General features: G+C 69.5%; 28 protein-coding genes and 1 tRNA gene. 10 read left to right on the top strand and 19 right to left on the bottom strand.

The window, feature by feature from the left end:
* Window positions 1–68 precede the first annotated feature (68 nt).
* Complete coding sequence (locus ACZ5KW_RS14795) at window positions 69–1,124, bottom strand: hypothetical protein (protein WP_343780677.1); 1,056 nt, start codon at window positions 1,122–1,124, stop codon at window positions 69–71.
* A gap of 144 nt (window positions 1,125–1,268) precedes the next feature.
* The gene (gene proS / locus ACZ5KW_RS14790) at window positions 1,269–2,744 is read right to left on the bottom strand and encodes a proline--tRNA ligase (protein WP_343780678.1); all 1,476 of its coding nucleotides are present in this window, start codon (window positions 2,742–2,744) and stop codon (window positions 1,269–1,271) included.
* A 509-nt stretch (window positions 2,745–3,253) separates the two neighbouring features.
* Here proS and ACZ5KW_RS14785 point away from each other — a divergent pair.
* Both ACZ5KW_RS14785 and ACZ5KW_RS14780 read left to right on the top strand, forming a co-directional pair.
* A complete protein-coding gene (locus ACZ5KW_RS14785) occupies window positions 3,254–3,853 on the top strand; it encodes an NUDIX hydrolase (protein ID WP_343780679.1) in 600 nt (199 codons plus the stop codon).
* A gap of 385 nt (window positions 3,854–4,238) precedes the next feature.
* Window positions 4,239–5,483, top strand: coding sequence for an inorganic phosphate transporter (locus tag ACZ5KW_RS14780; protein WP_343780680.1), 1,245 nt, complete (start codon window positions 4,239–4,241; stop codon window positions 5,481–5,483).
* 159 nt (window positions 5,484–5,642) lie between these two features.
* On the opposite strand, the gene ACZ5KW_RS14775 is transcribed toward ACZ5KW_RS14780, so the two are convergent.
* The 4 genes from ACZ5KW_RS14775 to ACZ5KW_RS14760 form a co-directional block, all read right to left on the bottom strand.
* Window positions 5,643–6,131, bottom strand: a complete 489-nt coding sequence (locus ACZ5KW_RS14775; protein ID WP_343780682.1) for a DUF371 domain-containing protein — start codon at window positions 6,129–6,131, stop codon at window positions 5,643–5,645.
* A gap of 62 nt (window positions 6,132–6,193) precedes the next feature.
* The gene (locus ACZ5KW_RS14770) at window positions 6,194–7,024 is read right to left on the bottom strand and encodes an amidohydrolase family protein (protein WP_343780683.1); all 831 of its coding nucleotides are present in this window, start codon (window positions 7,022–7,024) and stop codon (window positions 6,194–6,196) included.
* An 89-nt stretch (window positions 7,025–7,113) separates the two neighbouring features.
* Complete coding sequence (locus ACZ5KW_RS14765) at window positions 7,114–8,301, bottom strand: redox-regulated ATPase YchF (RefSeq protein WP_343780684.1); 1,188 nt, start codon at window positions 8,299–8,301, stop codon at window positions 7,114–7,116.
* A gap of 446 nt (window positions 8,302–8,747) precedes the next feature.
* Complete coding sequence (locus tag ACZ5KW_RS14760) at window positions 8,748–9,857, bottom strand: OBG GTPase family GTP-binding protein (protein ID WP_343780686.1); 1,110 nt, start codon at window positions 9,855–9,857, stop codon at window positions 8,748–8,750.
* A gap of 249 nt (window positions 9,858–10,106) precedes the next feature.
* Between ACZ5KW_RS14760 and ACZ5KW_RS14755 the strand changes: the two genes are divergently transcribed.
* The 3 genes from ACZ5KW_RS14755 (at window position 10,107) to ACZ5KW_RS14745 (ending at window position 12,580) form a co-directional block, all read left to right on the top strand.
* The gene (locus ACZ5KW_RS14755) at window positions 10,107–10,307 is read left to right on the top strand and encodes a VNG_1110C family protein (protein ID WP_343780687.1); all 201 of its coding nucleotides are present in this window, start codon (window positions 10,107–10,109) and stop codon (window positions 10,305–10,307) included.
* Between the two features lie 236 nt (window positions 10,308–10,543).
* Entirely contained in the window at window positions 10,544–11,563 is a 1,020-nt protein-coding gene (locus ACZ5KW_RS14750; RefSeq protein ID WP_343780689.1) for an NADP-dependent oxidoreductase, read from the top strand.
* Between the two features lie 114 nt (window positions 11,564–11,677).
* Window positions 11,678–12,580 (top strand): hypothetical protein, encoded by a 903-nt coding sequence (locus ACZ5KW_RS14745; protein WP_343780690.1) that lies wholly within the window; start codon window positions 11,678–11,680, stop codon window positions 12,578–12,580.
* Between the two features lie 66 nt (window positions 12,581–12,646).
* On the opposite strand, the gene ACZ5KW_RS14740 is transcribed toward ACZ5KW_RS14745, so the two are convergent.
* Both ACZ5KW_RS14740 and ACZ5KW_RS14735 read right to left on the bottom strand, forming a co-directional pair.
* Window positions 12,647–12,731: transfer RNA gene (locus tag ACZ5KW_RS14740), tRNA-Leu, on the bottom strand.
* Between the two features lie 424 nt (window positions 12,732–13,155).
* The gene (locus ACZ5KW_RS14735) at window positions 13,156–13,854 is read right to left on the bottom strand and encodes an endonuclease III domain-containing protein (protein WP_343780691.1); all 699 of its coding nucleotides are present in this window, start codon (window positions 13,852–13,854) and stop codon (window positions 13,156–13,158) included.
* 129 nt (window positions 13,855–13,983) lie between these two features.
* Here ACZ5KW_RS14735 and ACZ5KW_RS14730 point away from each other — a divergent pair, with 129 nt between their 5' ends.
* The 3 genes from ACZ5KW_RS14730 to ACZ5KW_RS14720 all read left to right on the top strand — a co-directional run bounded on the left by ACZ5KW_RS14730 (window position 13,984) and on the right by ACZ5KW_RS14720 (window position 15,047).
* A complete protein-coding gene (locus ACZ5KW_RS14730; protein ID WP_343780692.1) occupies window positions 13,984–14,292 on the top strand; it encodes a transcription initiation factor IIB family protein in 309 nt (102 codons plus the stop codon).
* A gap of 147 nt (window positions 14,293–14,439) precedes the next feature.
* Entirely contained in the window at window positions 14,440–14,856 is a 417-nt protein-coding gene (locus ACZ5KW_RS14725; RefSeq protein WP_343780694.1) for a DUF2178 domain-containing protein, read from the top strand.
* Entirely contained in the window at window positions 14,853–15,047 is a 195-nt protein-coding gene (locus ACZ5KW_RS14720; protein ID WP_343780695.1) for a helix-turn-helix transcriptional regulator, read from the top strand. The genes ACZ5KW_RS14725 and ACZ5KW_RS14720 overlap by 4 nt, the downstream gene beginning before the upstream one ends.
* On the opposite strand, the gene ACZ5KW_RS14715 is transcribed toward ACZ5KW_RS14720, so the two are convergent.
* The 7 genes from ACZ5KW_RS14715 to ACZ5KW_RS14685 all read right to left on the bottom strand — a co-directional run bounded on the left by ACZ5KW_RS14715 (window position 15,048) and on the right by ACZ5KW_RS14685 (window position 20,221).
* A complete protein-coding gene (locus ACZ5KW_RS14715) occupies window positions 15,048–15,686 on the bottom strand; it encodes a fibrillarin-like rRNA/tRNA 2'-O-methyltransferase (protein WP_343780696.1) in 639 nt (212 codons plus the stop codon). It abuts the gene before it with no gap.
* Window positions 15,679–16,662 (bottom strand): NOP5/NOP56 family protein, encoded by a 984-nt coding sequence (locus ACZ5KW_RS14710; RefSeq protein ID WP_343780697.1) that lies wholly within the window; start codon window positions 16,660–16,662, stop codon window positions 15,679–15,681. The genes ACZ5KW_RS14715 and ACZ5KW_RS14710 overlap by 8 nt, the downstream gene beginning before the upstream one ends.
* A 96-nt stretch (window positions 16,663–16,758) precedes the next feature.
* The gene (locus ACZ5KW_RS14705; protein WP_343780698.1) at window positions 16,759–16,998 is read right to left on the bottom strand and encodes a hypothetical protein; all 240 of its coding nucleotides are present in this window, start codon (window positions 16,996–16,998) and stop codon (window positions 16,759–16,761) included.
* 87 nt (window positions 16,999–17,085) lie between these two features.
* A complete protein-coding gene (locus ACZ5KW_RS14700) occupies window positions 17,086–17,868 on the bottom strand; it encodes a CBS domain-containing protein (RefSeq protein WP_343780699.1) in 783 nt (260 codons plus the stop codon).
* 165 nt (window positions 17,869–18,033) lie between these two features.
* The gene (locus ACZ5KW_RS14695) at window positions 18,034–18,399 is read right to left on the bottom strand and encodes a winged helix-turn-helix domain-containing protein (RefSeq protein WP_343780700.1); all 366 of its coding nucleotides are present in this window, start codon (window positions 18,397–18,399) and stop codon (window positions 18,034–18,036) included.
* A gap of 170 nt (window positions 18,400–18,569) precedes the next feature.
* On the bottom strand, window positions 18,570–19,505 hold the full coding sequence (locus tag ACZ5KW_RS14690) for a sulfurtransferase (RefSeq protein WP_343780701.1): 936 nt from the start codon (window positions 19,503–19,505) through the stop codon (window positions 18,570–18,572).
* Window positions 19,502–20,221: a helix-turn-helix domain-containing protein gene (locus ACZ5KW_RS14685; protein WP_343780702.1), complete on the bottom strand. Its 720-nt coding sequence runs from the start codon at window positions 20,219–20,221 to the stop codon at window positions 19,502–19,504. Before ACZ5KW_RS14685 ends, ACZ5KW_RS14690 begins: the two co-directional genes overlap by 4 nt.
* Before the next feature lie 154 nt (window positions 20,222–20,375).
* Between ACZ5KW_RS14685 and ACZ5KW_RS14680 the strand changes: the two genes are divergently transcribed.
* Window positions 20,376–20,615 (top strand): hypothetical protein, encoded by a 240-nt coding sequence (locus ACZ5KW_RS14680; RefSeq protein WP_343780703.1) that lies wholly within the window; start codon window positions 20,376–20,378, stop codon window positions 20,613–20,615.
* A gap of 106 nt (window positions 20,616–20,721) precedes the next feature.
* On the opposite strand, the gene ACZ5KW_RS14675 is transcribed toward ACZ5KW_RS14680, so the two are convergent.
* The 3 genes from ACZ5KW_RS14675 to ACZ5KW_RS14665 are packed head-to-tail and all read right to left on the bottom strand — an operon-like array spanning window position 20,722 to window position 23,390.
* Entirely contained in the window at window positions 20,722–20,967 is a 246-nt protein-coding gene (locus tag ACZ5KW_RS14675; protein WP_343780705.1) for a hypothetical protein, read from the bottom strand.
* Window position 20,968: 1 nt separating this feature from the next.
* Window positions 20,969–21,973, bottom strand: coding sequence for a cytochrome d ubiquinol oxidase subunit II (locus ACZ5KW_RS14670; protein WP_343780706.1), 1,005 nt, complete (start codon window positions 21,971–21,973; stop codon window positions 20,969–20,971).
* Entirely contained in the window at window positions 21,966–23,390 is a 1,425-nt protein-coding gene (locus ACZ5KW_RS14665; protein WP_343780707.1) for a cytochrome ubiquinol oxidase subunit I, read from the bottom strand. Before ACZ5KW_RS14665 ends, ACZ5KW_RS14670 begins: the two co-directional genes overlap by 8 nt.
* A 216-nt stretch (window positions 23,391–23,606) precedes the next feature.
* Between ACZ5KW_RS14665 and ACZ5KW_RS14660 the strand changes: the two genes are divergently transcribed.
* Entirely contained in the window at window positions 23,607–23,786 is a 180-nt protein-coding gene (locus tag ACZ5KW_RS14660; RefSeq protein ID WP_343780708.1) for a DUF8073 family membrane protein, read from the top strand.
* A 226-nt stretch (window positions 23,787–24,012) separates the two neighbouring features.
* On the opposite strand, the gene feoB is transcribed toward ACZ5KW_RS14660, so the two are convergent.
* Window positions 24,013–25,821 (bottom strand): ferrous iron transport protein B, encoded by a 1,809-nt coding sequence (gene feoB, locus ACZ5KW_RS14655; RefSeq protein WP_343780709.1) that lies wholly within the window; start codon window positions 25,819–25,821, stop codon window positions 24,013–24,015.
* Window positions 25,822–25,900 lie beyond the last annotated feature (79 nt).

Here is a 25,900-nt window from a genome sequence, read left to right as displayed (position 1 = left end):
TCACTTCGCATCCACGCCGCGCCGCGTCCCACCGGACCCGCGGACCGTCGCCCGGTCTCCCGGTCTCGTCACGCATACCGACCCGTGACGAACCGAACGACCGCCTCCGCGACGTCGACCGGTCCACTCATCGAGCCGCTTCCCGCGTTCCCGCTCGGGGCGTCAGACGACTCGCCGGGATCGGTCGGACCGGCGGAGCCGTTCTCGCTCGGACCGCCCTCGCCTCCGCTGCGATCGTCCGCCCCGGAGCCGTCAGCGCGGTCGGTCCCGGACCCGTCGCCGGCCGCCTCGTCGCTCGCGTTCCCGCCCGAACCGGGCGCGTCCCCGTCGGGGGCGCCGGGCGTCTCGCCGTCGGTGGCGTTGGGCGCGCCGTCCGCTGACCCGCGCTCGGTGTCGTTTTCCGGCGGCCCGCGCTCGGTGCCGTTCTCGGGCGGTCCGCGCTCGGCGTCTCCGTCCGGCGGTCCGCGGTCGCTGTCGTTGCCCGGCGGACCGCGCCGGTCCGGCGCCATCGGCCCGCCGACGCCGTTCCCGGCCACGCCGCGAGCGATGGCGGCGACCTCGGGGCCGCGGAGTTCGTCGGCCCGCTCGCGCAGTTCGGACAGGCGCTCGTCGTCGATCCCGCGCTCGCCGCGCGCCGCTTCCGGGAGCTCCGCGGCCGCGTCGGCGCTCTGGTTCAGCCCTCGCGCGACCGACTCGACTTGAGCGGTCGTCGTCGCCGTCCGGGCGGCGTACTCCCCCTTGCTCAGCTCCCCGGCGTCGCGGCGCTCCCGCAGTTCGCGTTGCCGCTCTCTCAGCTCTGCGAGCCGCTCTTCGGTCCGATTCAGTCGCTCCGCGACCACTCGGGCGCGCTCGGTCTCGTTGTCGGCGCGGCGTAGCGCCACGTCGAAGGCCCGCGACTCGACCTCGCCTTCGACCTCGGCGCCCTGAACCCCGACGACGCCGATGAGTTGCTCGCCCGGGCTGATGTCGGTCGTTCCGTTCGCCGCGTCCGTCTCGTTCCCGCCGTCGCTCTCGTTCGGGGCGTCCTGGGCGACGACCGTCCCCACCGGAGCGGCGCCGACCGCCCCGGCGACGACCGCCCCGGCGACGAGCGCGACGACGAGAGTCGCAGTCCATCGGTTCATCACCAGGGCGTATGTGTCCCTCCCGTATATACCCGAAACTCCGTTAAGACGGATCAACTCGGATTAATCGCCCGACGAGAGCGGCATCGGCGGTTCGGGGTCGCGATACCGACGCAGACCGCGAACGCGACACCGCCCCGGCGCTCAGTACGTCTTCGCGAAGTAGGCGGTCCGCTCGGCGTCGTCGTCACACATCGCGCACGTCTCGTCGCCGTCGCCGTCGACGCGGGGATCGTCGTCCTCGAACGGGACCATCACGATCTCGGCGGCTAGCGGCTCCTTGATCGGCTCCTCGCAGGCCTCGTCGCCGCACCACGGCGCCTTCACGTAGCCGCCGTGCTGGCCGAGCGTGCCGAGGATGTCCGCGCGGTCGCCCGCCTCGCGCACGCCGTCGTCGAGGGTCTCTTCGGCGGTCGCGTACAGCTTGGCGTATATCTCGTCGAACTGCTCGCGGACGGTCTCGGCGACGCCGTCGCGGTCGACCTCGACGCTCTCGCCGTCGGGGCGGTGGACGAGGGTGAGCTCCTCGTCGTCGACCTCGTGGGGACCGATCTCGATCCGGAGCGGGATCCCGTTGAGCTCGTGTTCGTTGAACTTGAAGCCGGGGTTGCGCTCGTCGCGGTCGTCGAGTTCGACGCGGATCCCCGCGTCGTCGAGGTCGTCGGCCACGCCCTCGGCGTACGCGAGCACGTCGTCTTTCGTGTCCTCCTGCCAGATGGGGACGACGACGACCTGCGTGGGCGCGACCGTGTGGGGCAGGACGAGCCCCTGCTCGTCGGAGTGGGTCATGATCAGCGCGCCCAGCGCGCGCCACGAGAGTCCCCACGAGGTGGTGTGGGCGGTCCGCTCCTCCTCGTCCTCGTCCGAGTAGGTGATGTCGAACGCCTCCGCGAACGACTGGCCGAGGTGGTGAGAGGTGCCGGCCTGTACCGACTTCCCGTCGGGCATCAGCGCCTCGACGGTCGTCGTGGTGTCCGCGCCGGGGAACTTGTCGTGGTCGGGCTTCTGTCCCTTCAGGACCGGCAGCGCCAGCAGGTCCTCGTAGACCGACTCGTACTGGTCGAGCCGCGTCATCGTCTCCGCCCACGCGTCCTCGCTCGTCGCGTGCGCGGTGTGGCCCTCCTGCCAGAGGAACTCCTTCGTGCGGAAGAACGGCTTCGTCTCGGTCGCCTCCCACCGCACGACCGAGCACCACTGGTTCACGCGCAGGGGGAGGTCGCGGTGGCTGCGGACCCACTGGCTGATGTACGGGGTGATGATCGACTCGGAGGTCGGCCGGACCGCGAGCCGCTCTTCGAGCTCCTTGTTGCCCGCCTCGTCGACCCACGCGACCTCGGGGTCGAACCCCTCCACGATGTCCTTCTCGCGTTCGAGGTACGACTCGGGGATGAACAGCGGGAAGTAGGCGTTCTGGACGCCCGTGTCCTTGAACTTCGCGTCGAGGAACCCCTGGAGCCGCTCCCAGACGGCGTAGGCCCGCGGTCGGGTGACGATGAAGCCGCTCATCCCCTCGGGGCCGTAGTCCGCCAGCCCCGCCTTCCGTACGACCTCGGCGTACCACTCGCCCGTGTTGTGCGTCTTGGACTCGGTGATGCCGAGCTCCTGGTCGTCGTCGCTCATTACTCTCGAAAGCGGGTGTCGCCGGCTTAAAAGGTCCGAACCCGACCGCCCCGTCGGGGCGGCGCGCGCCCGCTCCCGGACGCATCGCGTTCGCGGTCCCGGTCGAACTGGTCGCTCTCACGGACCGCCGGCCGCCCCGGTTGATACCGATTACTCGACATGGACGCCGCCGGTAAGGGCGGCTTTCGACGTAAAACGACCGAAATTCGCTGTGACGGTCGCCAGGGTACTTGAGCGGTCCGGCCGTGAGATCGCCCATGGCGTTCCCGCCGAAGCGGACGGTGTTACTCGTCGCGGCGATCGTCCTGCTGTCGGCGTTCGCGGCGACGGTCGTCCAGCAGGCCCTCCCGGTGTGAGCGAAGCAAGGGGGGACGACGGCCCGCCAGAGCCTCTCCCCGGACCCCCCGTCGGACCGACGCGTCCGGATCCGCCCAAACGCGTCACACGTTACCGTTTATCGGTACCGCCGTCGGGGAAACGTTAACCGCCTCGCGTCGCCTATCTCGACCATGGACCTGTCGGGGCTGCGCCGCCACACGCCGCGGTCGCTCGCCGGGCGGCGGGAGGCGGCGGTGCTGGCGCCCGTCATCGAGCGCGGCGGCGACGCCCACCTGCTTTTTACCAAACGCGCCGCGCACCTCGGCGAGCACCCCGGGCAGATGAGTTTCCCGGGCGGCGGCCGCGAGCCGATCGACCGCACGCTGACGGACACCGCCCTTCGCGAGGCCGACGAGGAGGTCGGGATGCGCTCCGACGAGGTGGACGTGGTCGGGCGGATCGACGACACGCGCACGTCGAGCAAGTACGCGGTCCGCCCGTTCGTCGGCGTCGCGCCCGACCGCGAGTACGTCCCGGACGAGTCGGAGGTCGCGGAGGTCGCGATCCTCCCGGTCGACGCGCTCACCGACCCCGCGAACTACGAGTCGGAGCGGCGCGTCGGCCACCCGGAGTACGGCGACCACCGCGTCCACTTCTTCCACGTCGGCGGCTACACGGTCTGGGGCGTGACGGGGGGCATGGTCGTCCAACTCTTGGAGCGGACCACCGACTGGCGCGCTCCCGAGGAGCCGGACCGCGTCGTCGGCGCTGACGCGGAGCTACCGATCTGACTGTTCGGACTTCCGGCATCCTCGGCCCCGACCGATCACCCGTTTAGCCGACTCCGTCGAAATCTCAGCGACCCGTAGGAACTAGCTGCTGACTACAGTGCGCGTGGTTAACAGAGGGGCGTCCCGATCTGTACTGAAAATAAGATGTCCCGATCTGTACTGAGGGGACACAGCCTTTCGGTCATCGACCCGTTAATCGTTAGTCTGCTGTGTCGTTCATCGGGGAAAGCGAGCACGGCCGGTGCGTTCGGAGTGATCACGGCCGCTACCATCTGTCTCGGCACGCGAACGCTTCGTGTCCGTGTGTAGCGCCGAACGTGAACTGACAGTCGGAACTGCTGTCAAAGCTACTAAACCGGCGTCTGGCAATATCTATCCACTTACGATGGTGATGCTCCTGACCGCCGTCGGTATCGTCGTCGCCGCATTCGTCGGGTTCAACATCGGCGGGTCGTCCACAGGGGTCGCGTTCGGCCCTGCGGTCGGCTCGCGCCTCGTTCGAAAGGTGACTGCGGGGGCGCTGTTCGTTAGCTTCGCCTTCCTCGGGGCGTGGACCGTCGGTCGGAACGTCATCGAAACGATGAGCAGCAGCATCGTGCCGGCGGTCCAGTTCACGCCCGTTGCCAGCGTCGTCGTTCTGTTTTTCACCGGGGCGTCGCTGTTGATATCGAACCTCTACGGGGTCCCGGCGTCGACTTCGATGACCGCCGTGGGCGCCATCGTCGGCTTGGGGCTCGCGACCGGTACTCTCAATCAGGCCTTGATGTTCGTTATCGTCTCCGCCTGGATCGTCTCCCCACTGCTTTGTCTGACTCTCGGCGTCGTTATCGGTCGCTACCTCTATCCGTATCTCGACCGCTACGTCGCGTTCACCACGTTTAACCTCCAGTTCATCCAATTCGACCGGTCGAGCACGATCCCACGACCGTTCATCAATCCGAACGCGTCGCTCCAGGACATCGTCGGATCGCTTTTGGTCGTGATCATCGGCTGTTACATGGCGTTCTCGGCCGGGGCGTCGAACGCTGCCAACGCCGTCGCTCCCCTCGTCGGTTCGGGCGGCTCGCTCACCGTGAATCAGGGCGTCCTGCTCGCGGTGGGTGCCTTCGGGGTGGGTAGTTTCACCATCGCCCGCCGCACGCTCGAAACGGTCGGGGACGATATCACGGAGCTCCCCATTCTCGCCTCACTGATCGTTTCCGTGATCGGTGGAACGGTCATCACCGCTCTCTCGTCTTTCGGGATCCCGGCGAGTCTCGCCGTCAGCACGACCTCGACGATCATCGGCCTCGGATGGGGTCGGGCGAGTCGGGTCTCGTCGCTGGCGGAGTTAGCGACGCCGTCGCCTGAGCGTCCGGACGTGGCGGTCTCGACCGGCGCACTGGTCACTTCACGTTCCGAAGACGTCCCTGCCGGCCCGACTATCGGGGACGTCGCCCGAAGCGAGGAATCGGCCGAAAAGCCGGACGAGACTCCGGAAGTTCCGGACATCGGCGCCGAGGGGCCGGCGGACATCGACCAGCGAAGCCTCTTCGACCCGGCGGCGGCCAAGCGTATCGTGACGATGTGGGTTTTGACGCCGTCGCTGGCGATCCTCGGCTCATACCCGGTGTTCGCATTCCTGCTGTGAGCCACACGCGCCGCGTACTCAGCACGGCCCCGAAGACGTCTCGTCGTCGGAGGAGTTCAACGGAGTTCATCTACAGGTCGACGTTACCGGGGCCGACCCGGCCGAGCACGCGACCCCGTAACCGCCAGCCGGTGACGTCGCGGTGACTTCCGGCGCCAGTCACTCCGCGGGGTCGACTTCGAGCCGGAGCGTCAGGGCCGCGCCGTCGGCCAGCGCCGCCACGAGGTCGCGGTCGAGGTCGGCGGCCGCGCCGTCGCCGTCGACGAGGACCGTCCGCTCGTCGTCGGTGTAGTCGCTCGTGCGCCCGACCATCGAACGGTCGTCGCGGAGCGCGAGGTCCGGGTCGCCGCGCCCCTCGATCGTCTCCCGGTACTCGTCGTCGCCGTCGTCGACGACGAACGTCGCCTCGATGGTCGCGCCCGCGTCCTGACACGCCTCGCGGAACTCGGCGGCGAAGTCCCGCGGGGTACGGTCCGCCTCGACGCCGACGATACAGTCGCCGGCCGGGGTGAGCCAGTCGTCGGTCGTGAGTTCGACGGTGCTCGCGTGCTCGGCGGTGACGTGCTCGTGGCCGACCGCGCGGACGACCTCGACGTGCGGATCGTCGGCGCCCGCGACGGACTCGCTTCGGGCGTCTGCGTCGCTCATGTCCGTTGGTCGGCGGCGGCGCGACAAGTGCGCGTCGCTTCGGCGTCGGGGGCGGGGCCGGCTCAGACGTCCGCGCCCTCGGCGAGCGCGGGCACGAGGCGGGCGGGGTTCTTGGCGAAGACGCGGCGCATCAGGTCCTCGGAGACGTCGAGGGTGAGCACCTCCATGACGCCGACGTTGGGGTGGACGTCGGGCGCGCCGGAGCCGAAGAGGACGCGGTCGGGGTGTTCCAACACGCCGCGTTCGAGCACCTCGCGGTACCGGACCGCGCTCGTGTCGACGTACACGCGGTCGTACTCGTCCAGCAGGTCGAGCGTCCCGTTCATCAGTTCGGCGTCCAGCGGGTACCCGCCGAAGCTCCCGAGGACGACCGGGAAGTCGTAGCCGAGCAGCTCCGCCTCGACCGCGTCCGGCGGGAACTCGCGGCCCGCGTGGACGAACAGCGGGAGGTCCGCCGCCTCGAGCCGGGACAGCACCTCCTCGTCGGGGAGCCCGTCGACGTGGGGCGCCAGCGTGAAGCCGTGGAAGCGGTCGTCGTAGGAGTACTGCTCGACGTCGTCAGGCCGGGTGTGGTGGTCCCCGCGCTCGGCGCGCAGGTTCCGGACCACCGACGCGGGCCCTGTCCCCGGGTCGCGGGGGCCGTTGAGGCGGGCGAACGCGACGAACGGCCGGTCGATCGAGAGGCGGGCGACGGCGTTGTTCGCGCGGAGGTAGCTCCGTCCGGCAGCGCGCTGGCCGGGGCTCGCGACCGCGCGGACGATCCCCGCCTGGAGCATCTCGCGTTCCAATCGCTCCGGCGAGATGTCCCGCCCGTGAGTGGCGACCGACGACTCGTCGGGGTCGAGGGTCGCGCGGGTGTCGACGATGCGGAAGTCGTGTTCGAGCCCAAGCATGGCCGCTCTCTACCGGCCCGTCTCGGGCGACCCGCATGTGCCTGTCGGTCGCACGACGGGGCGCGGGCGACTCGAGCGCCCGAAGCCGGTCACGGTCCCGCGGTCGAGACGATCTTCACCACGTCGCCCTCGCTCAGCTCTCGGTCCTCGCCGATCCGGCGCGAGGCGCGCGCGTCGACCGCGTGGAGGTACCCCTCGCCGATGTCCGAGTGGACCGCGTACGCGAGGTCCGGCGGCGTCGACCCGGCGGGCAGGAGGAACGCGTCCGGGAGGACGTTCCCGGTCCCGTCGGTCCACTTGCCAGCGTCCTGAACCGGGTACGCCGTGATGCGGTCGAGTAAGTCGTAGACGGCCGCGTTCAGCGCCGCCTGAACGCCGGTGCCCTCGTACTCGGCCATCGACCCGCGGAGCGCGTCGAGGCCGGCGCGCTGGTCGTCGGAGACGTCGCCGACGATCTCGAACGACTCGTCGCCCGGGTCGTAGTCGACGACGCCGGCCTCGGCGGCGCGGCGCAGGGCGAGTTCGCCGTCCGCGGTGGCCGCGATCACGGGCTTGTCGGTCCCCTCGCGGATTCGGTCGACCGCGCCGTCGGGCGCCGCGTCGACCTTGTTCGCGACGACGACGATCGGTTTGGTGCGGCGGCGGACGGCCCGCGCGAGCGCCTCGCGGTCGTCGTCGGTCCACGCCTTCGGGTCGTCGGGGTACTCCAAGCCGCGGAGCACCCTCGCCACGTCGTACTCGGTCGCTCCGAACCCGGTGAGCATGTCGGACAGTGCGGCTTCGAGGTCGAAGTCCGGCGAGCGCGACTTCCGCTCGACGCTCTCCCAGTTGCGATCGACGATGCCCGCGAGCCACAGGTCCATCTCCTCCTCGATGAAGTCCACGTCGCCGAGCGGGTCGTGGCTCCCGACCTCGACCGGTTCGCCCTCGGCGTTCGTCGCGCCGGAGGCGTCGACGACGTTCACCACGACGTCCGCGTTCGTCAGCTCGTCGAGGAACTGGTTGCCGAGGCCCTTGCCCTCGTGTGCGCCCGGCACCAGCCCGGCGACGTCGAGGAGTTCGATCGGGACGTAGCGTTTCCCGTCGCGGCAGTTCTCGTTGCCGCAGCGCTCCTCGCGGTCGAGACACGGGCAGCGCGTCCGGACGTGGGTCACCCCGCGGTTGGCGTCGATGGTCGTGAACGGGTAGTTCGCGACGTCGACGTCGGCCATCGTGGCGGCGGTGTAGAAGGTGGACTTGCCGGCGTTCGGCTTGCCCGCGAGCGCGACCGTGAGCATACTCGATGGTCGCGGCCCCGCGAAAAGCGCCTTTCGGTCGGGCGGGGCGACAGATGCGACACTCGGCGCAAGGAACGGGAGGAAACCAAGACGGCGCGGTGGCGCGCGCCTCTGAGCGGCCGTTTTCGGACGGCCGCGAGGAGCGCGTGCGAGGGAGCGGTGAGCGAGGGGCGACCGGAGGGAGCTCCGAGCGAACCGCGAGGCTGGGGAGGCGTGAGGTGCGTTTGCGGTGCGGGGAGGGACTCAAAGGGGCAGCCGTGAGGACGAAGACGCGCGACGTAAGGACCGCAGGCGCGAACGAAGTGAGCGCCGAGGACCACAACGAGCGCATCGAGTCCTCACGGCTGGGGTTTTGGCGGTGTTCGCCGCCGATCCACTGTCTGGTATTTACAAATGAACGGCGGGGGCGCCTGATGCGATAGCGCTGCCAACGCTCAATTAAAAGTCTACTTCCGCGCGATGATCCGGAGCACGTCCTCGTCGGCCAGCTCGTGGCCCTTCCCGACCTGCTGGTCGTCGTGTTTCGCGCTTTTCCCCGAAACCCGCGCAAATTTGAATCGCTCGTCGAACTCGCCGCCGATCTTCGTACAGGCGTCGCCGACGGTGTCGCCCTCGAAGAGGATGAGCGGCTCCTCGTAGTCGACGCCGCGACCCGGCTTATCCATGTAAATGCGAATAACGCCCAGCTCCTCCCAGAGGCGCTCCTTGAGCCCGTCGAGGCCGAGCCCCTTCTCCGCGGAGATGAAGAGCACGTCGTCGGGGTCCAGATCCCGCTCGCGGAGCTCCGCTTTCACGGTCGGGAGGTAGCTCTTGTCGATGAGGTCGGCCTTGTTGACGCTGACCATCGAGGGGAGGTACTCGCGGTTGTCCATCACGGCGTCGACGAGTTCGTCGATCGTCAGGTCGTGGGGGATGGTGACCTTCGCGTTGACGTAGCCGTACTCGCGGAGGACCTGTTTTATCGTCTCCTCCTCCAGACTCACGTCGTCGCTCATCGTCACGCCGAGCCCGTCTTTGTGCGTCTTCCGGATGTTGATGTTCGGCGGCTCGGTGTCGAGCCGGATGTTCGTCGCGTACAGCTCCTCGCGGAGCCGGTCGTACTGCTCGATCTCGAAGACCGAGAGCATGAACACGACCAGATCCGCGGTCCGGACGACGGAGAGCACTTCCTTGCCGCCGCCGCGACCGCCCGCGGCGCCCTCGATCAACCCCGGCACGTCGAGGATCTGGATGTTCGCGCCGCGGTACTTCAGCATCCCCGGGTTGACGTCGAGGGTGGTGAACTCGTAGGAGCCGACCTCGCTGTCGGCGTTGGTGAGGGCGTTGATGAGGGTGGACTTCCCGACGCTCGGGAACCCGACCAACGCGACCGTGGCGTCGCCGTGCTTCTCGACCGCGTAGCCGTGGCCGCCGCCGGCGGAGGACTGGTTCTCCAGCTTCTCTTTTTTCTCCGCGAGCTTCGCCTTCAGGCGCCCGATGTGTGCCTCCGTGGACTTGTTGTAGGGCGTCTCGGCGATCTCCTCGCGGAGGTCTTCGATCTCCTCCTCCAGTCCCATTACCTCACCCTCGGCCGGTCGGCTCGTTAAAGGTGTTCCTTCGGGTCGCCGGGACGCTGACGCGGTCCGGCCTCGCGACGCCTGTCGCCCGAAGGTCCGCCCCGACACCGCCGCTCCGAGCCCCGGCACCCGGCTCCGAACCGCGGTGTCGCGTACGGGCTAACCGGCCGATCGTCGGCCGCAGAGTGGTTGGCGCGACGATACTTCGACACGGTTATATTACCGACGCGTAATCCTCAGACACGCCGAATGCCAGATCCGTCGAGCCTCCGAGACAGCACACAGATCGTCCTCCCGCACCGCGCGCTCGACGGGCATCGGGAGTGTCTCGAAGAACGGTTCACCGTCACCGTCGTCGAGGGTCCCGAGCAGTACCGCATCATCGGGAGCCCGGTCGAGATCAAGTCCGTGAGCGACTACCTCACGCGCAACGGCGTCGCGGTCGCCTGACCCGACGCCGCGAATTTCCCGGTTCGGCTCTCGCACCTCGCTTTCCTCGGCTTCGCTCACACCGGTCGCCTCGCCAGTCGGTCCTCTCAACGCCCCGTTCGAAGCGGTCGACGGCGACCGCCCGGACGGTCGACTGACGGTCCCGCTGGGCGGCGGGTAGTCCGCCGCGGGTTCCGAATCCCCCCGACGGCTGCTGGGGACCAAACCCTATTCACCCGCGTCGCCCAACGCCGGCCGTGACGAACACCAACCGAGAGTGGCTTCTCGCCGAGCGACCGGCGGGCGAGCCCGACATGGACTGCTTCGAGCTGCGCGAGACGGACGTGCCGACGCCGGACCCGGGCGAACTCCTCGTTCGCGTCCGGTTCCTCTCCGTCGACCCCTACATGCGCGGTCGGATGCGCGACGCCGAGTCGTACGCGGAGCCGTGGGACGTGGGCGACGCGCTCAAGGGCGGCGTCGTCGGCGAAGTGGTCGAAAGCGAGAGCGACGCGTACGAGGTCGGCGACCTCGTGACCGGCGAGGGGTCGTGGGCGGACTACGCGACCCTGGACGCCGACGACGTCGCGCCGGTCGACCCGACGGTCGCCGACCCCGAGGCGTACCTCGGCGTCCTCGGCATGCCCGGCCGGACCGCCTACTTCGGCCTGCTGGAGGTCGGTCAGCCCAAGCCCGGGGACACGGTCGTCGTCTCCGGCGCGGCGGGCGCGGTCGGCTCCGTCGTCGGCCAGATCGCGAAGCGGAACGGCTGTCGCGTGGTCGGCTTCGCCGGCAGCGACGAGAAGACCGACTGGCTCACCGAGGACCTCGGCTTCGACGCGGCGATCAACTACAAGACGACCGACGACTACCGCGCCGCGCTCGCTGCGGCCGCGCCCGACGGCGTCGACGTGTACTTCGACAACGTCGGCGGCCCCATCACCGACGCCGTGTTCACGCAGTTGAACCTCGACGCCCGGGTCGCCGTCTGCGGACAGATCGCCCACTACAACGACGAGTCGGTCCCGACCGGCCCGCGGAAGCTCCCGCAGATCATCCCCGTGCGAGCCAAAATCGAGGGGCTGCTCGTCGGCGACTTCGCGACCCGGTTCGGCGAGGCGAGCGAACAGCTGGGTCAGTGGGTCGCGACCGGCGACCTCCGGCACCGCGAGACGGTCGTCGAGGGACTGGACAACGCGCCCGACGCGTTCCTCGGACTGTTCTCCGGCGACAACATCGGCAAGCAGGTGGTGCGGGTGTCGGCGGGGGAGCCGTAGCCGCGGTCCCCTCGAACGCGTCACTCGGGAGACGCGGCTCGGCGGCCGGGTGAGTCGTCACCGCTCCTCGCTCCCGCCGGTAGGGCTAAACGACGCTGCGATGTATCAACGCGTATGAACGTATTCCGCGTGGCCATGATCGCACTCGTCGGGGCCGTCGTCGTCGTCGTCGCCGCGTACGCGGTGTTCTCGGGCGTCCTGATCGGGTCCGACGTGGCGTCGTACTCGTCGGACGGCGTCACCGTGTCGGACCTCGCGTACGAGGACACGCTTGACCGAGCGGGCGCGGCCGGGTACGCGGTCGAGCGCGTCGGGTCGAGCGGCTTCCACCCGGAGGGCATCGACGAGCTCGACGCCGAACTCGGCCCGGGGTACGAGGCGTTCCGGGTCACGTTCGACCACTCGGAGACGAAGCGGCTGTGGGCCACCTTCTACGCGGACGAGGGCGTCACCGTCGTGACCGTCTTCGCGGACGACAACCGCGGCGAGTTCACCGTCGACGACCTCCCGCCGGAGGAGTGGCTCGTCGATCGGCTCGCGCTGCTGTTCGAGATGGACGAGGCGACAGCGGAGGGGTACGTCGAGGAACTCCGGGCGGACGTCCGCGCCGCCGACCCCGGCGAGCCCGGAGCGGGCACCCCCGAGATGCGGGTCGACGAGCCGGTCGCGTTCCGCGCGACGTACGACGAGCTGACCGCTCGCGCGACGACGGTCACCGAGCGTTCCTTCCCGGGCACCGGCCAGCACGCTCGCGAGTACTACGCGGGCGAAGAGCGGCTCGGCGGGATCGACTTCGTCCTCCCGCGGGCGACCGTCACGCACGAAGCGGACGGGTACACCTACCGCGTACACATCGATTACCACGGCGGGCTCGAGGTCGACGCGCAGACGCGCGCTTCCCGATCCTTCGAGGAAGACGACGTTCGCGCGGTCTTCCGGCGGATGTTCGAGGAGATGGGGATCCCGCCGGAGACGGCCGACCACCTACGGCTCGAGTACCGGGGGAGCGTGTGGTGAACGGGTTCGCCCCGCTCCTGCTCCCTCACTCTAGCCGACTCGCGTCGCTCGTCGGCTTCCGTTCAGTGCGCGGGACCGGATTCGAACCGGCGGACCCCTACGGGATAGCGTCCTAAGCGCTACGCCTTTGGCCTGGCTCGGCAACCCGCGCGCAAACCAGCGTACGCGAAACCGACTCAAGAACCTAACGAACCGACAGCAGCGGAGGGATTTGTGACCGCGGTGGCGCGTCCCTGCGAGCGGCCGACAGGCCGCGAGTCAGCACGCGCGAGGGAGTCGCGAGCGAAGAGGGACCGGAGGTCCCTCCGGCAGTCGGCGCGTAGCGCCGGCGACGAAGCGAGCGACGAGGTTGGGGAGGTGTGAGGTGCCGTGTGGGGCGGGACTCAAAGGGGCGTCCGGGAGGCGGGCGTAGGCGACGCAAGCACCGGAACGAGGGAGCGAACGAAGTGAGCGACCGAGTGAGGAGCCCAGCGAGCGTACGCCCGCCTCCCGGCCGGGGCTTTGGCGGTGTCCGCTACCGATCTAGTGTCACCGCTCGCTTACAAACCAGCCCCAACCGATCCCGATCCACCGTATCAGCAGTGCTCGCAGTCGCAGTACGCCTCGCAGACGGGGTTGTCGCAGTCCGCGCCACGGGCCGAGCAGTGCTCCCGGCCGTGTCGAATCAACAGGACGTGAAGCGGGTAGATCAGCTCGTCGGGCACCTGATCGTCTAAGAGGTCGTGGGCGCGCTCGTTCGACGCCGACTCCGGGACGAGCCCGAACCGCTTCGAGACCCGCTCGACGTGCGTGTCGACCGCCATCGTCGGCTTGCCGAAGTGGAAGTTCAAGACGACGCTCGCGGTCTTCGGGCCGACGCCTTTGATCTCCGTGAGCCACGCCTTCGCGTCGTCGGTCGCCATCGCGTCGAGGAACGCCAGCGAGTACGCCCCGCCCGTCTCCTCGCGGATCGCGGTCAGCGCGCGCTGGATCCGGGCGGCCTTCTGGTCCGGCAGCCCGGCCACTCGGATCGTCTCGCGCAACTCCTCGTGGTCGGCGGCCTCGATCGCCGCGAAGTCGGCGTAGCGCTCGAACAGCGCCTCGGCGGCCCGCCGCGTGTTCTCGTCGGCGACGTTCTGCGAGAGGATCGTCGTCACCAGTTGGCGGACGCCCTCGCCGGGCTCGGCCGTCGGGTCGGCGCCGTGCTCCGCCACTCGGTCGACCGGCTCGTACAGCGACACGAGGTCGTCGTGAAGCGCCCGGACCCGAGTCTCGTCCCAAGTCTGCGTCGACATACGCGCGCTACGTGCGCCGGTGACTTGAGACCGGCGACCCGACCGAACGCGACCCGACCGAACGCGACCCGACCGAACGCGGTCCGAGCAACGCCGCCGTTTATATGTCGCCCTCGACTACCCGGACGCGTGTACCGGGCGAGCGACCGAGTCGACAACGAGGCGTGGATCGAACTGCTCGAGGAGGCCTGCGACTCGCTCGATCTCGACGAGGAGACGCGCTCGACTGCGGTCGACCTGTTCCTCTCCCGCGCCCCGGAAGACGACCAGGGAAAACGCGTCGCGGCCGCCGGGAGCCTCTACGTCGCCGGGCTGATCCGCGGCGAGGAGCGCTCGCAGTCCGCCGTCGCCGACGCGATGGACGTCTCGCGGCTCTCGGTCCAGAAGCGCTGGAAGCCGATCCTCGAAGACGCCGGCTTCTCGCCGCCGTCGTGGTAGAAACCTGAAAACCCGCGCACGAACGGCTCTCACGCGATCCTCTATCAGAGACCTCGACGGCGATAGTTTTATCATCTAACGTAAAATCTCCTTTACTGTAAAGCGAGCTTTACACCTTGTCCCGCTCCGCTCGCTTTACCCTCCATCATGAGCGAACACACCGCCTCCGCGACGACTCGGCCCTCCACCCGAAAACGCTACAAACGAATCGCCTACGGACTGCTCGGCGCCGGCATCCTCGCGCTGTGGATCTCGATCGCGCTCGACCGGTTCGTCCTCGGCGTCGCTCTCTACTGGGCCGGCGGCCTCGGCATGGGGCTCGTCCAGCGGTTCAGCCCGGTCGAGCTGTACGACGAGCGCGACAACGCCATCGAGCGCAAGGCCAGTCAGAACACGCTGAACGTCTTCGCGTACCTCTTCATCCTTGGGACGCCAGGCGGGCTCGCCTTACAGGAGAGCGGCGCGCTCACGTTACCGGGCGAGTTCTACGGTGCGACCCTGGCCCTCTTCGCGATCTTCGTCGTGTTCGGCGTCTCTCTCCTCTACTACAAGCGGAACGCATGAGAAACGACATCAGCGACCGACGCGCCGAGACCGGGGAGAGTCAGGCCGACCTCGCCGCCGCCGTCGGGGTCACTCGCCAGACGATCAACGCGATCGAACGCGAGCGCTACGACCCCTCGCTGGAGCTCGCCTTCGAGCTCGCCGACCACTTCGGCTGTCGGATCGAGGAGATCTTCGAGCCGACCGAGTGATCACTTCGGCGTCGCCACGACGCCGAGGTGGTCCTCGTGGAACCGGTCGAGCCGCCGCGTCTCGATCACCTCGTACCCCTCCCTGAGTCGGTCGAGCGCGCCCTCGAACACCGCTTCCGGCGCCGCGGTCACGTCCTCGCTGCGCGCCTTGATCGCGAGCAGCAGCCGCCCGTCGTCGGCGAGGAACCGCGCGTTGCGGACGGCCACCTCGGCCTGTCCGCGGGTCGCGACGTCCTGAACGATCGCGTCGACCTCGGACTCGACGACGTGCGCGTACGTCTCCGGCTTCCGCGCGTCCTTGAGCAGCGGGAAGAGGCGGTCGCGCGGCTCGGCGGCGTCGAGCAGGTCGCGCGCCGGGCGCGGCGCGAACTCGACCGCGTACGTGGGGCCGGCGAAGTCGGCGACGTGGCTCACCGTGGTCCCGCTCGCCGCGCCGAGGTAGAGGACGGTCTCGCCGCCCGCGAGCCCCGTCTCCAGGCCGAGTTCGAGCATCCCACCGAGCTTCGACCGGTTCGGGTCCCACGCGCGCCAGCCGTCCGCGGTCGGCTCGCCGTAGACGGGCTCGCCGCGGGTCGCGAGCCGTCGCTCGCCGCCGAACTCGCGGCGCTCGACGCCCGCCGGCAGGGCCGGCTCACTCACCGTCGGTCACCTCCTCGGTCTCCGCGCTACCCGACCCGTCTGGGCCGGCCCCGTCGTCAGCCCGGGCGCGGATCGTCGCCATCCGCTCGCGGAGGTCGTCGTGGAGCCGCTCGCGGCGCTCCCCGCCGTAGTGGTCCGCGCGGGCGGCGAGCGTCAGCTTCCCGGCGAGCGCTCGCGCCGCGGAGCCGCGGTCTTCGGAGCGCGTTCCCCGGACGAACTCGTGCGTGTAGATGATCCCGTGTTTCGGCGACGGCGCGCGTCCCGAGAGATGTGCGAACAGCGCGTCCTCGGCGCCGAGCACCTGGACCGTCCCGGAGGGTTTCTTGGCGAGCGACTCCAGCCCGCCGGCAAGCGCGATCAGCCGCGCGGCGAGCTCCGGCCCGGCCATCTCGGTGAGGTTGGGGGCGACCGCGGGCGCGATCCGACCGATCGTCTCGGCGAGCGCCGCGCGCTCGTCGTCGAGCTCGGCTGCGCGTTCGGCGAGGGAGACCGCCCGTCGCTCGACCTCGCTTTCCGGTTCGCGGGCCGCGATCGCTCGGGCGCCGCTCACTCCGGAGCCGACGTCGTCGAAGAGGCTCCCGGCCCACTCGACGGCGCGCTCCGCGAGCTCGTTGGCGACGCGCTCGCTGTCGTCCATCGCCCGGATCGCGTGAATCAGCTGTGCGTCGTCAGCCCGCTCCCGCTCGCGGACCGCCTCGCGGGTCGCGCGCGTCGTGGCAGCCTTCAGCCGGTCGTAGTACTCGTCGGCGTCGTCCGCGAACCCGGACTCGACGGCGCGCGCAGGCCAGTCGGCGGGCGACCCGGCGCTCCCGTCGCGAACCCGTGTCGCGGCCGCCGCGGTCGCGTCGTCGCTCCCCGCCTCGACGTCGTCGCCGGCCGCGTCGCTGTCGGCCGCGCCGGTCGGCAGCGCCTCGAACCAGCCGTCTCCGCCGTCGGACGCGGCACTCGCGACCGGTTCGGCGTCGGTGTCGGTCATTGCGGGCGGCTACTCGCCCCGCCGGTATAGACGTTCCCGATGCGGCCGGCGGCCTCGCGGCCCGCTCCCGATGCGGGTTCTACCGGATCGCCGCGGTCACGCCGCCGCGTCTGTCTCCGCCTCGTCCGTAACTTCCTCCTCGCCGTCGTCTTCGTCGGCGAACACGCCGCCCGCGTCCGACCGCAGCTCCGCGAGGCTCGCGCCCGCTAGTGCGCCCAATCCCCCGCCCGTGCTGGCCGCGTTTCGACTCCACAGTCCACCGACCGCAGCGCCCACTGCGGCGCCGACGGCCGCGTACTTCGCCCTGCTCAACGCTGTTCGGATTCGTGATCCCATACGCTTCCTTTCCTGTCGTCTCATAAAAATGTGTCTGCGAGAGCCACGGATTCACCCCGCCGGCAGGCAGGAGTCGGTCCCGGTTCCTCACTGGAGCCGTTTCGTGGTCTCCACGAGCGGATGCCGCGCGTAGTCGACGATCTCGATGTCCTCGACGACGCGGAGCCCCTCCTTCTCCGCGGTCTTCGCCATCCCCAGTTCGACGGGGGTCCGGGGGACGATCACGTACGCGTCCATCGTCTCGATGCCGGCCTTGCGAGCGGCCATGGCCCGATGGTGGCCGTCCGCGAGGTAGAGGGTGCCGCCGTTGTCGATGACGACGAGCGGCTCGGCGAGCCCGTGTTCGAGCTCGTACTGCCGTCCCTCCAGTTCGTCGGCGTACACTCGTGCCTGCGTCGGGGTCAGCGCCGCTATCTCGACCTCGCGCCGCTCCTCGTCGAGGTCGACGCCGTGAATCTGCGCGAGGGTGCGCATCAGTTTCCCGACCTTGCCGGGCGTCGCGCGCTCGATCTGCGAGCGGACCACGTCGGTGTTCGAGATGATCCCGACGAGGTTGTCGGCGTCGTCGACGACGGGGAGCCGCTGGATGCCGGAGCGTAAGATTACGCGGGCGGCGTCTGTCACCTTCATGTCGGGGTGCGCGACGATCAGGTTCTCCGTCATCACGGTGAACACCGGGGCGTCGTCGTCCGCGAGCAGCAGGTCCCCGGCCGAGACGAACCCCTCCACGGTGCGGCCCTGCGTCACCGGGAACCCGTTGTGGCCGTCGCTGTCGGCCATGCGACGCGCGACGGTCGCCACCGTCTCGTCCGGGCTGACCGTCTCCACCTCGCGGGTCATGTACTCCCCGACCGTCGGTTTGCCGCTCATCGTCCGCCGTAAACGCTCCCGGGATAAAAAGAGGGCGGGGCGACGGGGGCCCGATCCGGTGGCTCGCCGCGTTCGCCCTCCGGAGGGCCTGCGCGAGCGGCCCCAGCCACACGCCAACGGCGGGCGGTCCCGCGGTTCCCTGACGACCGTCGGTTGGGGGCGGCGTTACCTCGCGGTCGGCCCCCAAGTCACCGCTTCGTCGGGCTCGCCGTTCGGGCGTTCGACGCGAGTTCTGAGTCGCCCGCGCTCGTCGACGGCGATCGAGACCCGGCTCACGTTCCGCTCGTAGCGTCGATACCGCCCCCTTTCGGCGTCTATCGAAACGTGTTCCGTCACCAGGTCCAACTCGTTGAGCGTGTCCAAGCGCCGGTACACCGTCGACGTCGGGATACCGCACTCCTCGACGAGTTCGGCGACCGAAGTCGGCTCGTCGAGCGCGGACAAGATCGTCCGGTTCGTCTCCTCGCTCAGGGCGTCGAGGAGCCGCTGGACGAACTGCGACTCGTCGTCTTCCGAGCCGGCGTCACTCATCGCGAACGACCGGTGATGGTGGCTCGCTTCGTCGGGCTCCGTCCCCCCCTCCTGTGCGCTTCGCCTTCGACTCGACGTGAGAACCGCTCATTATCAGAGATTGCGCGCACAGCGGCTAGTGTGTCCGTTTGGCACACGACAAGTCCGGCGTCGCCGCCGCTTCGAGGCGGCTAGCTGTCACCGTCCGGCTCGCCGACTTCGATCGGGACGCCGATCATGTTTCCCCACTCGGTCCAGGAGCCGTCGTAGTGTCGCACGTGTTCGTATCCGAGCAGCTCCTCGAGAACGAACCACGTGACCGACGACCGTTCCCCGATCCGGCAGTAGACGATCACGTCGTCGTCGGGGGTGACTCCCCGGGACTCGTACACGTCCGCGAGCTCCTCGCGCGACTTGAACAGGCCGTCGGGGCGGACGTTCTCGGCCCAGAACACGTTCGTCGCCCCGGGGATGTGCCCGCCCCGCATCGCTCCCTCGTCGCTGCCGGGCGGCTTCGTGACGTCGCCGCGGAACTCCTCGGGCAGACGGACGTCGACGAACTTCGCGTCGGTACCGATCGCCGCCCGCACGTCCGTGCGGGCGGCCCGCACCTCCGGCCTGGTCGGCGCGTCGGGCGCGTCTCCGTACGTCACGTCGGGGGGCGCGACCGACTCCGTCGTGGTCGGGTAGCCGTGTTCCGTCCAGTACTCGCGACCGCCGTCCATGATCCTGACGTCCGAATGGCCGTAGTGAGCGAGCTGCCAGTACAGGTGCGCCGCGAACCAGTTCCTGTTGTCCCCGTAGATGACGACGGTCGTCTCCTCGGTGATCCCCCGCGATTCGAGGAAGGCGGTCATCTCCGCCGGCGAGAGGATGTCGTGTACCTCCGCCGACCGGAGGTCGGTCCGCCAGTCGACGCCGACGGCGCCGGGCGCGTGACCCTCCTCGTAAAACGAGGCGTTGACGTCGACCTCGAGCAGCCGCATGTCGGTCGCGTCGGAGCCGAACCGGTCGTGCCGGGCGTGCACCCAGTCGGCGCTGACGAGTACGTCCGTCGGGTAGCGATCGCCAGTCGACGCGTCTGTCGGCCCTCGCTGATCTTCGTCGGTGGGGGTTTCGGCGGTCATGTTCGTTGGTCCGCGAATCGTTTCGCCAGCTCAGCGGTCGCGCGTCGGAGCCGGTACGACACCGTCGAGCGCGGCTCTTCGAGCTCCGTCGCGAGCTCGTCGAGCGTCACGGCCCGCGGCGTCTCGAAGTACCCCCGCTCGACCGCGAGCAGCAGGGTCTCGCGCTGCTTGGCGGGGACGTCCGGCCGGGAGAGCAGCTCGCTCTCCCAGTGGTCGACCTCGGTCAGGTGTTCGAACGAGAACGACAGCCCGTCGCCGAGCTTCGCGGACAGCGTGTCGTACAGCAGCCCGATCTTCGAGTCGTCCTGTACCAACACGCGCCACCGGACCGTATCGCCGGACCGCGTCTGCTCGAAGAGGACGCCCCCGTCGACGTACTTCGCCGCGATCAGCGGCACGGACTCGCAGTAGTCCACGTCGGAGACGTACGTGTACGTCACTCGCCGCCGCTGCTCGCGGGTCAACAGGCTCGTCGCGCGGTTCGAGCGACACTCCCGAGCGCTGATCGACTCGCGGTCGACGGACTCGTCCAAGAGCAGCTCGTCGACGGCGTCGAGGTCGGCCGCCTCGCCGGTCACCGATTCGAGCTTCCACAGCTCCGTGGGGTCGAGACACGAGTAAGTTGCCTCCGACTGGAGGGACTCCCGGTCGATGAACAGGTCGACGTACTCGTCGGCGCCGGGTTCGTACGTTATTGTAAACGTGAAGTCGTACATCTGACGGTGAACTCGTTCGTTGCTTCTGTCTCGGTTCGCGGTCTCCGCCTCGCGGTCGGGTTCGGCCGAGCGGTCGGGGCCGACCGCATTTCGCCGGGAAGTTGGCCCTCGACAACGCGTTTCATATGCGCCCGACGCACTTACGTTGTCTCGTATGGCACGGTCACGTTCGACTCGGGGAATCCCCACCGCGCTCCGAAGCCGTCTCCTGATACCCGCGCTCGTCGCGCTCGTCGCCGGAGTCGGGGGAGTCGCTTTCGGACTCGCCCACGACGACGCGGTCACCGCGCTGGGCGCGCTGTTGTTCCTGCCGAGCGCCGCGCTGCTGTTCGGTATCGTCGCCAAGCGCCACGGAATCGGACCGTTCAGCCCGTCCCGTCGGCGAGCGAGCTGACTCCCGGCGCGTCGCCGCCCGGTTGCTCCCGGTCCGCGGACCAGGGCGGGACGCCCTCCGGTCGTCTCCGTCCGTCCCCGCCTGAGCCACTTGGGGAGCGCTCGGCTCACGTCGCCTCCCGAACGCGCGCGGCGACGAGCCGGTCGACGTTGTACATGAACACGGCGACCGCGGCCAGTATCGTCGCGAAGTAGACGACGAGCTGGGGCGGACCGGACGCGGCGCCGCCCGCGACGGCCCCGCCGAACCCGACGGCGAGGAGCTCCGCCCACGTGATGAGCACGCGCGAGAGCAGCAGCGTTCCGACCGGCGACCGGCGACTCGGCGCGTTCGCCGCTGAGCCGTCGCTCATCTCAGTACGCCTCCTCGGCCGATACCGGTCCGCTGAACGCCGAGTACAGGACGGCGAAGTACGCGGCGATCAGCGGTAACAGCAGGGCCGCGCCGATCGACATGAGGTTCAGCGGTAACGTCGAGACGACGGCGTCACTCACCGTCGCCCCCGTCGCCGGGTCGATACGCGGGTACATGAGTGTCGCGACCACCGCGATCAGCCCGTACGTCAGTCCCGCGGCCGCCGCGAGCGCGGCGACGTTCGCCCCCCGTCGAAGCGCGACGGCGTAGCCCACGCCGAGCGCGACGGAGGCGGCGACCAGCGCGAGCACCGGGGGCGACAGCAGCGCGTCGACGCCGGCCGGGAGTCGGGTCACCAGGGCGCCGAGGGTCGCGACGACGGCGAGGAGGTACGCCGCGACGGCCCCGACTCCGATCCGCGTCACCGTTTCGGGAAGCGCGTCTCGGGCCTTCAGCCGGAGGAACGCGGCGCCGGAAACGACGGTCAGCGCCGTGACGGTGGCGCCCGCGACGACGCCGACGAGCGTGAACGACCGGGGAGTCCCGACGAGCCAGTTGCCCGCGAACGCGCCGAGGAGGAACGGCGCGAGGACGCTGCCGGCGACGAACGACCGTCCCCACCACCGCTGCCACCGCTCGTCGTGGCGCTGTTCGTACATCTCGGGCGCCAGCCCCCGGAGGATGAGGGCGCCGAGGATGCCGAACATCAGCAGGTAGTGCCGGCTGAACAGCCCCGCGTACACCGACGGGAAGGCGGCGAACAGCGCGCCGCCGAAGACGACGAGCCACACCTCGTTCCCGTCCCAAAACGGGCCGATCGCCGACAGCACCGCCTCGCGCGCCTCGTCTTCGCGAAGCGTCGCGAAGATCGCGCCGGCGCCGAAGTCGAAGCCGTCGAGGAACAGGAACGTCCCCAGGATCGCGAACACCAGCGCGAACCACAGATCCGGGAGCGGCAGGCCGAAAAGCGGGCCCGCCGCGAGCGCGTCGACGGCGTTAGTCATCGCCGGGCACCCCCGCGGGTTCGGCGTCGCGCTCGTCGGTAGCCCTCAGCGCGCTCGCGCTCGGCGGACCCTCTCGGATCACCCGCGCGACGACGTACGTGTACAGCGCGAGGATACCGGCGTAGACCCCGACGAACCCCGCGAGCGTGACCATCGCTTCCGTACCGGTGAGACCCGGAGAGACTCCCTCGCTCGTCTTCATCACGCCCTGGATCACCCAGGGCTGGCGGCCGACCTCCGTGACGACCCACCCGAGTTCGACCGCGACGATCCCGAGCAGACTGGACGCCATCAGCGACTTGTGGAGCAGTCCGTCCTCGAACAGCTCGCCCGTGTACCATCGGTAGCCGCCCCAGAACGCCAGGAGGATGAACCAAAAGCCCATTCCGACCATCGCGCGGAACGACCAGAACACGACGGCGACCGGCGGCGCCTCCGTGTCGAACGTGTTCAGTCCGCGTATCTCCGCGGTCGCGTCGCCCCCGCTGGCGAGCCAAGACGCGCCGCCCGGGATGCCGATGCCGAACAGCTCCTTCGCGCGGGGGTCGGTGAACTGGCTCAGGTCGGTCGGAATCGCGAAGATGTACTCCGGGACGTACGCCTCGGTGTCCCAGACCGCCTCCATGGCGGCGAACTTCTGTGGTTGCGTCTCGTAGACGTGACGCGCGTACAGGTCGCCCTGGAGCACCTGTAGCGGGGCCGTGATGAGCAGCGCGACCAGCGCGATCTTGAGCGTCTTCTGCCAGAAGACGACGTTCTCGGTCTGGTGCCCCCAGACGTGGTGTCGGTAGACGTAGTACGCGGAGACGCCGGCCATGAACAGCGCCACCGACTCGACGGCGGCGTTTTGCATGTGGACGTACATGTACCCGAACCGCGGGGTCAGGTACGCCGCGACCGGGTCGACGAGGTGGACCACCTGCTGTCCGTCCTCGGTGACGAGCTCGTAGCCGCGCGGCATCTGCATCCACGAGTTCGCGATGAGGATCCAGACGGCGGACAGCCACGTTCCGACGCCCACGGCGAGGCTGGACACCACGTACAGCCGGTCGGAGACGCGCTCGCGACCGAACACGAAGATGCCGAGGAACGTCGCCTCCAGCATGAACGCCATCATCCCCTCGATAGCGAGCGGGCCGCCGAACAGCTCTCCGGCGGTCGTCGAGAACGCCGCGAAGTTGGTTCCGAACTCGAACTCGAGGACGATCCCGGTGACCGTCCCGACGACGAACGAGATAGCGAAGATCTTGGTCCAGAAGCGCCGCAACTGCTCGTACACCGGATCGCCGCCCCGGACGTCCTTCCACGTGAAGTAGATCAGGAACGGAGCCAGCCCCATGCTCATCACCGGGAAGATGATGTGGACGATCGTCGTCAGGGCGAACTGGAATCGGCTTGCGAGTACTGGATCGATCATGTGGTGGTGAGTGGCCGGATCGGCGAGTCCCTTCGACGCGCGCCGCGGTCGATCGCTTCATCCGGTGCTGGGTACTCCTCCTCTATAACCCCGGAGTTGGCACAGGACAAGCGCCGCCGTCGCCCGGCCTCGAGCCGTCGAGGCCTCGACGAGGCGCCGCGGAAATTGTCCTGTGCCAACCCATTCCTTTGGGGGGCGAAGCGGTTACGGCCGCTCATGGGGACACGGCACGCCGTGCTGACGCTCGTCGCGCTCGTCACGCTGATAATGGCCGTCAGAGCGGTTATCGCCGGCCTCGCCGGCGACTTCGGGACGGTCGGTCGGCAGGTCGGCGTCGGCGGGATCGTCTTCGCGTTCGGCGTGGCGCTGTACCGGAACTGGGAGTCGGTCGGCTGACCCGGCGGCCGTCAGGACTCCTCCGCGGACTCGTCGCGTCCGTCTCCGTCGTCGGCCCGGCTCCCGCCGCGCAGCCGTTCGGCGACCCCGTGCCGAAGGCGATCGAGAGGCCGCGAACAGGCGCCGCACTCGGCGCAGCTAACGTCCGAGCAGGACGGCGAGACGCCACACCGCGGACACGAGAGCCCGTTTGCCGGGTCGAACTCGTACTCGCAGCGCGGACAGATCACGCGACCACCTCCAGCGCGGCGGCGACGACGCCGCCGACCGTGAACGCCGTGACCCAGGATCCGACCCACACGAGGAGTGCGCTCCGCGCGTCGCGCTCCCTGAGTATCACCGCCATCGTGAGGATACACGGGACGAACAGCGTGACGACGATCAGCCCAACGAAGGTCTGTGAGGCCGACAGCGCCGCGTCGGTCATTCCGGCGGCGGCGAAGTCTCGCCGGATCAGCCCCAAGACGAGCACCTGACCGAACGACGCCGGTAAGCCGAGCGCCGCGGTCAGCGGCCGAAGGACCTCGACTATCGCGTCCAGCGCCCCGACGTAGTCGAGCGTCGACACCGCCGCCGCGGTCGCTCCGAACAGGGGGGCCGCCTCCCCGAGGAACGCGGCGCTCCGGTTTGCCGTCTTCCGAGCGACGTTCCTCGGACGAGGGACGCGCAGTCGCGGCAACTGCTCGATCAGCGGGTCCTGTCGGCCGGGGAGCGCCCGGTCAAGGAAGACGCCGGCGACGCCGAGGACCCCGAGCAGCACCGCGAGGTAGCCGCCCCACCAGGCGACTCCGAGTCCGGCCAGCAGCCCGATGATGACGCCGATCTGCGCCGAGCAGGGGATCGCGAGCCCCAGCAGCGCCGTCGTGATGAGCCGCTCCCGACGCGACCCCACCATCCGTGTCGAGATGACCGCCATCGTCACGCATCCCACGCCGACGATAAGCGGGACGACCGCGCGGCCGTTGAGCCCGATCCGGTTGAGCCCCCTGTCGGTCAAGACGGCCAGCCGCGGCAGGACGCCGGCGTCCTCGAGCGTCCCGACCACGAGGTAGAACGCGATCACGAGCGGGAGCAGGACGCCGAGAACGTACTGGACGGTGATGGTCAGCAGCCCCAAGTTGTCGTTGACGAGCAGGAACTCGACGGGGGCGGCCCACTGGCTTGCCGGGAGAAGGTCCGCGACGGCCGCCTCGACCGCGGGGTTGTAGTACCGACCGAACAGTACCTCCTCCGCGTAGCCGACGACCCGCTGCGCGACGACCACCCCCATGAAATAGAATACCGCGACGAGGAGTCCGACCGCGATCGGGACCCCGGTCACCGGCCGCATCAACAGATCGCCGATCCGCTGCCCGGCGACCCGCCCGGAGCCGGCGTCCCGTTCCACCGAGTCGACGATCGACCGGACCCGGTTCCGGCGCTCGCGGTACACCGCCTCTCGATCTCCGACGCCGCTGAGCGGCCCGTCTCCCCCGTCGGCCACGAGGTCGCAGGCACCGACGCGACGGGCCGTTGGCTCGTCTCCCTCGACGAGGAGTGTCTTCTCCGCCCGGCCGGCCTCGACCGCGTCGGGGAGCGCGTCGTAGTGCGAGTCGACGGGCGTCGACTCGGGGGCGGACGCCTCCGGGACCCGCTCCCGGAGTTCGTCGACGCCCGACCCGGTGACGGCGACGGTCGGCACGACCGGGACGCCGAGGGCCGCCTCCAAGGAGCCGACGTCGACCTCGACGCCGTCCGCCTCGAGTTCGTCCATCATGTTCAACGCGACGACCGTCGGAACGCCCATGTCCAGCAGCTGTAGGGTCACGAACAGGTCCCGGTCGAGCTGCGTGGCGTCGACGACGTTCACGACCGCGTCCGCCTCGAGGACGGCCTCTCGGGTGACCCGCTCCGCCTCGGAGAACGACGAGATACCGTGGACCCCGGGGGTGTCGATCAGGCGAGTCGAGCCGACGGTCACCGCGGCCGTCTCGACCGTGGTGCCGGGGTAGTTCGAGACGTCGGCGTACTCGGCCGTGAGACTGCCGAAAAGCACGCTCTTTCCCGCGTTCGGGGCCCCCCACTAGCGCTACGTTCGCCTCGGTGTCGCCGGGACCGAACTCGTCTCCCGTCTC

It is taken from the genome of Halorubrum ejinorense, assembly GCF_055389685.1.
Note: the sequence above shows the minus strand (reverse complement) of the source record. Positions and strands in the feature narration are given on the sequence as shown.

Bases quoted from the DNA above. Each gene is read 5' to 3' on its own strand.
- ACZ5KW_RS14795 (WP_343780677.1), bottom strand. From the start codon at position 1,124: ATGAACCGATGGACTGCGACTCTCGTCGTCGCGCTCGTCGCCGGGGCG.
- proS (WP_343780678.1), bottom strand. From the start codon at position 2,744: ATGAGCGACGACGACCAGGAGCTCGGCATCACCGAGTCCAAGACGCAC.
- ACZ5KW_RS14785 (WP_343780679.1), top strand. From the start codon at position 3,254: ATGGACCTGTCGGGGCTGCGCCGCCACACGCCGCGGTCGCTCGCCGGG.
- ACZ5KW_RS14780 (WP_343780680.1), top strand. From the start codon at position 4,239: ATGGTGATGCTCCTGACCGCCGTCGGTATCGTCGTCGCCGCATTCGTC.
- ACZ5KW_RS14775 (WP_343780682.1), bottom strand. From the start codon at position 6,131: ATGAGCGACGCAGACGCCCGAAGCGAGTCCGTCGCGGGCGCCGACGAT.
- ACZ5KW_RS14770 (WP_343780683.1), bottom strand. From the start codon at position 7,024: ATGCTTGGGCTCGAACACGACTTCCGCATCGTCGACACCCGCGCGACC.
- ACZ5KW_RS14765 (WP_343780684.1), bottom strand. From the start codon at position 8,301: ATGCTCACGGTCGCGCTCGCGGGCAAGCCGAACGCCGGCAAGTCCACC.
- ACZ5KW_RS14760 (WP_343780686.1), bottom strand. From the start codon at position 9,857: ATGGGACTGGAGGAGGAGATCGAAGACCTCCGCGAGGAGATCGCCGAG.
- ACZ5KW_RS14755 (WP_343780687.1), top strand. From the start codon at position 10,107: ATGCCAGATCCGTCGAGCCTCCGAGACAGCACACAGATCGTCCTCCCG.
- ACZ5KW_RS14745 (WP_343780690.1), top strand. From the start codon at position 11,678: ATGAACGTATTCCGCGTGGCCATGATCGCACTCGTCGGGGCCGTCGTC.
- ACZ5KW_RS14735 (WP_343780691.1), bottom strand. From the start codon at position 13,854: ATGTCGACGCAGACTTGGGACGAGACTCGGGTCCGGGCGCTTCACGAC.
- ACZ5KW_RS14725 (WP_343780694.1), top strand. From the start codon at position 14,440: ATGAGCGAACACACCGCCTCCGCGACGACTCGGCCCTCCACCCGAAAA.
- ACZ5KW_RS14720 (WP_343780695.1), top strand. From the start codon at position 14,853: ATGAGAAACGACATCAGCGACCGACGCGCCGAGACCGGGGAGAGTCAG.
- ACZ5KW_RS14710 (WP_343780697.1), bottom strand. From the start codon at position 16,662: ATGACCGACACCGACGCCGAACCGGTCGCGAGTGCCGCGTCCGACGGC.
- ACZ5KW_RS14705 (WP_343780698.1), bottom strand. From the start codon at position 16,998: ATGGGATCACGAATCCGAACAGCGTTGAGCAGGGCGAAGTACGCGGCC.
- ACZ5KW_RS14700 (WP_343780699.1), bottom strand. From the start codon at position 17,868: ATGAGCGGCAAACCGACGGTCGGGGAGTACATGACCCGCGAGGTGGAG.
- ACZ5KW_RS14695 (WP_343780700.1), bottom strand. From the start codon at position 18,399: ATGAGTGACGCCGGCTCGGAAGACGACGAGTCGCAGTTCGTCCAGCGG.
- ACZ5KW_RS14690 (WP_343780701.1), bottom strand. From the start codon at position 19,505: ATGACCGCCGAAACCCCCACCGACGAAGATCAGCGAGGGCCGACAGAC.
- ACZ5KW_RS14685 (WP_343780702.1), bottom strand. From the start codon at position 20,221: ATGTACGACTTCACGTTTACAATAACGTACGAACCCGGCGCCGACGAG.
- ACZ5KW_RS14680 (WP_343780703.1), top strand. From the start codon at position 20,376: ATGGCACGGTCACGTTCGACTCGGGGAATCCCCACCGCGCTCCGAAGC.
- ACZ5KW_RS14675 (WP_343780705.1), bottom strand. From the start codon at position 20,967: ATGAGCGACGGCTCAGCGGCGAACGCGCCGAGTCGCCGGTCGCCGGTC.
- ACZ5KW_RS14670 (WP_343780706.1), bottom strand. From the start codon at position 21,973: ATGACTAACGCCGTCGACGCGCTCGCGGCGGGCCCGCTTTTCGGCCTG.
- ACZ5KW_RS14665 (WP_343780707.1), bottom strand. From the start codon at position 23,390: ATGATCGATCCAGTACTCGCAAGCCGATTCCAGTTCGCCCTGACGACG.
- ACZ5KW_RS14660 (WP_343780708.1), top strand. From the start codon at position 23,607: ATGGGGACACGGCACGCCGTGCTGACGCTCGTCGCGCTCGTCACGCTG.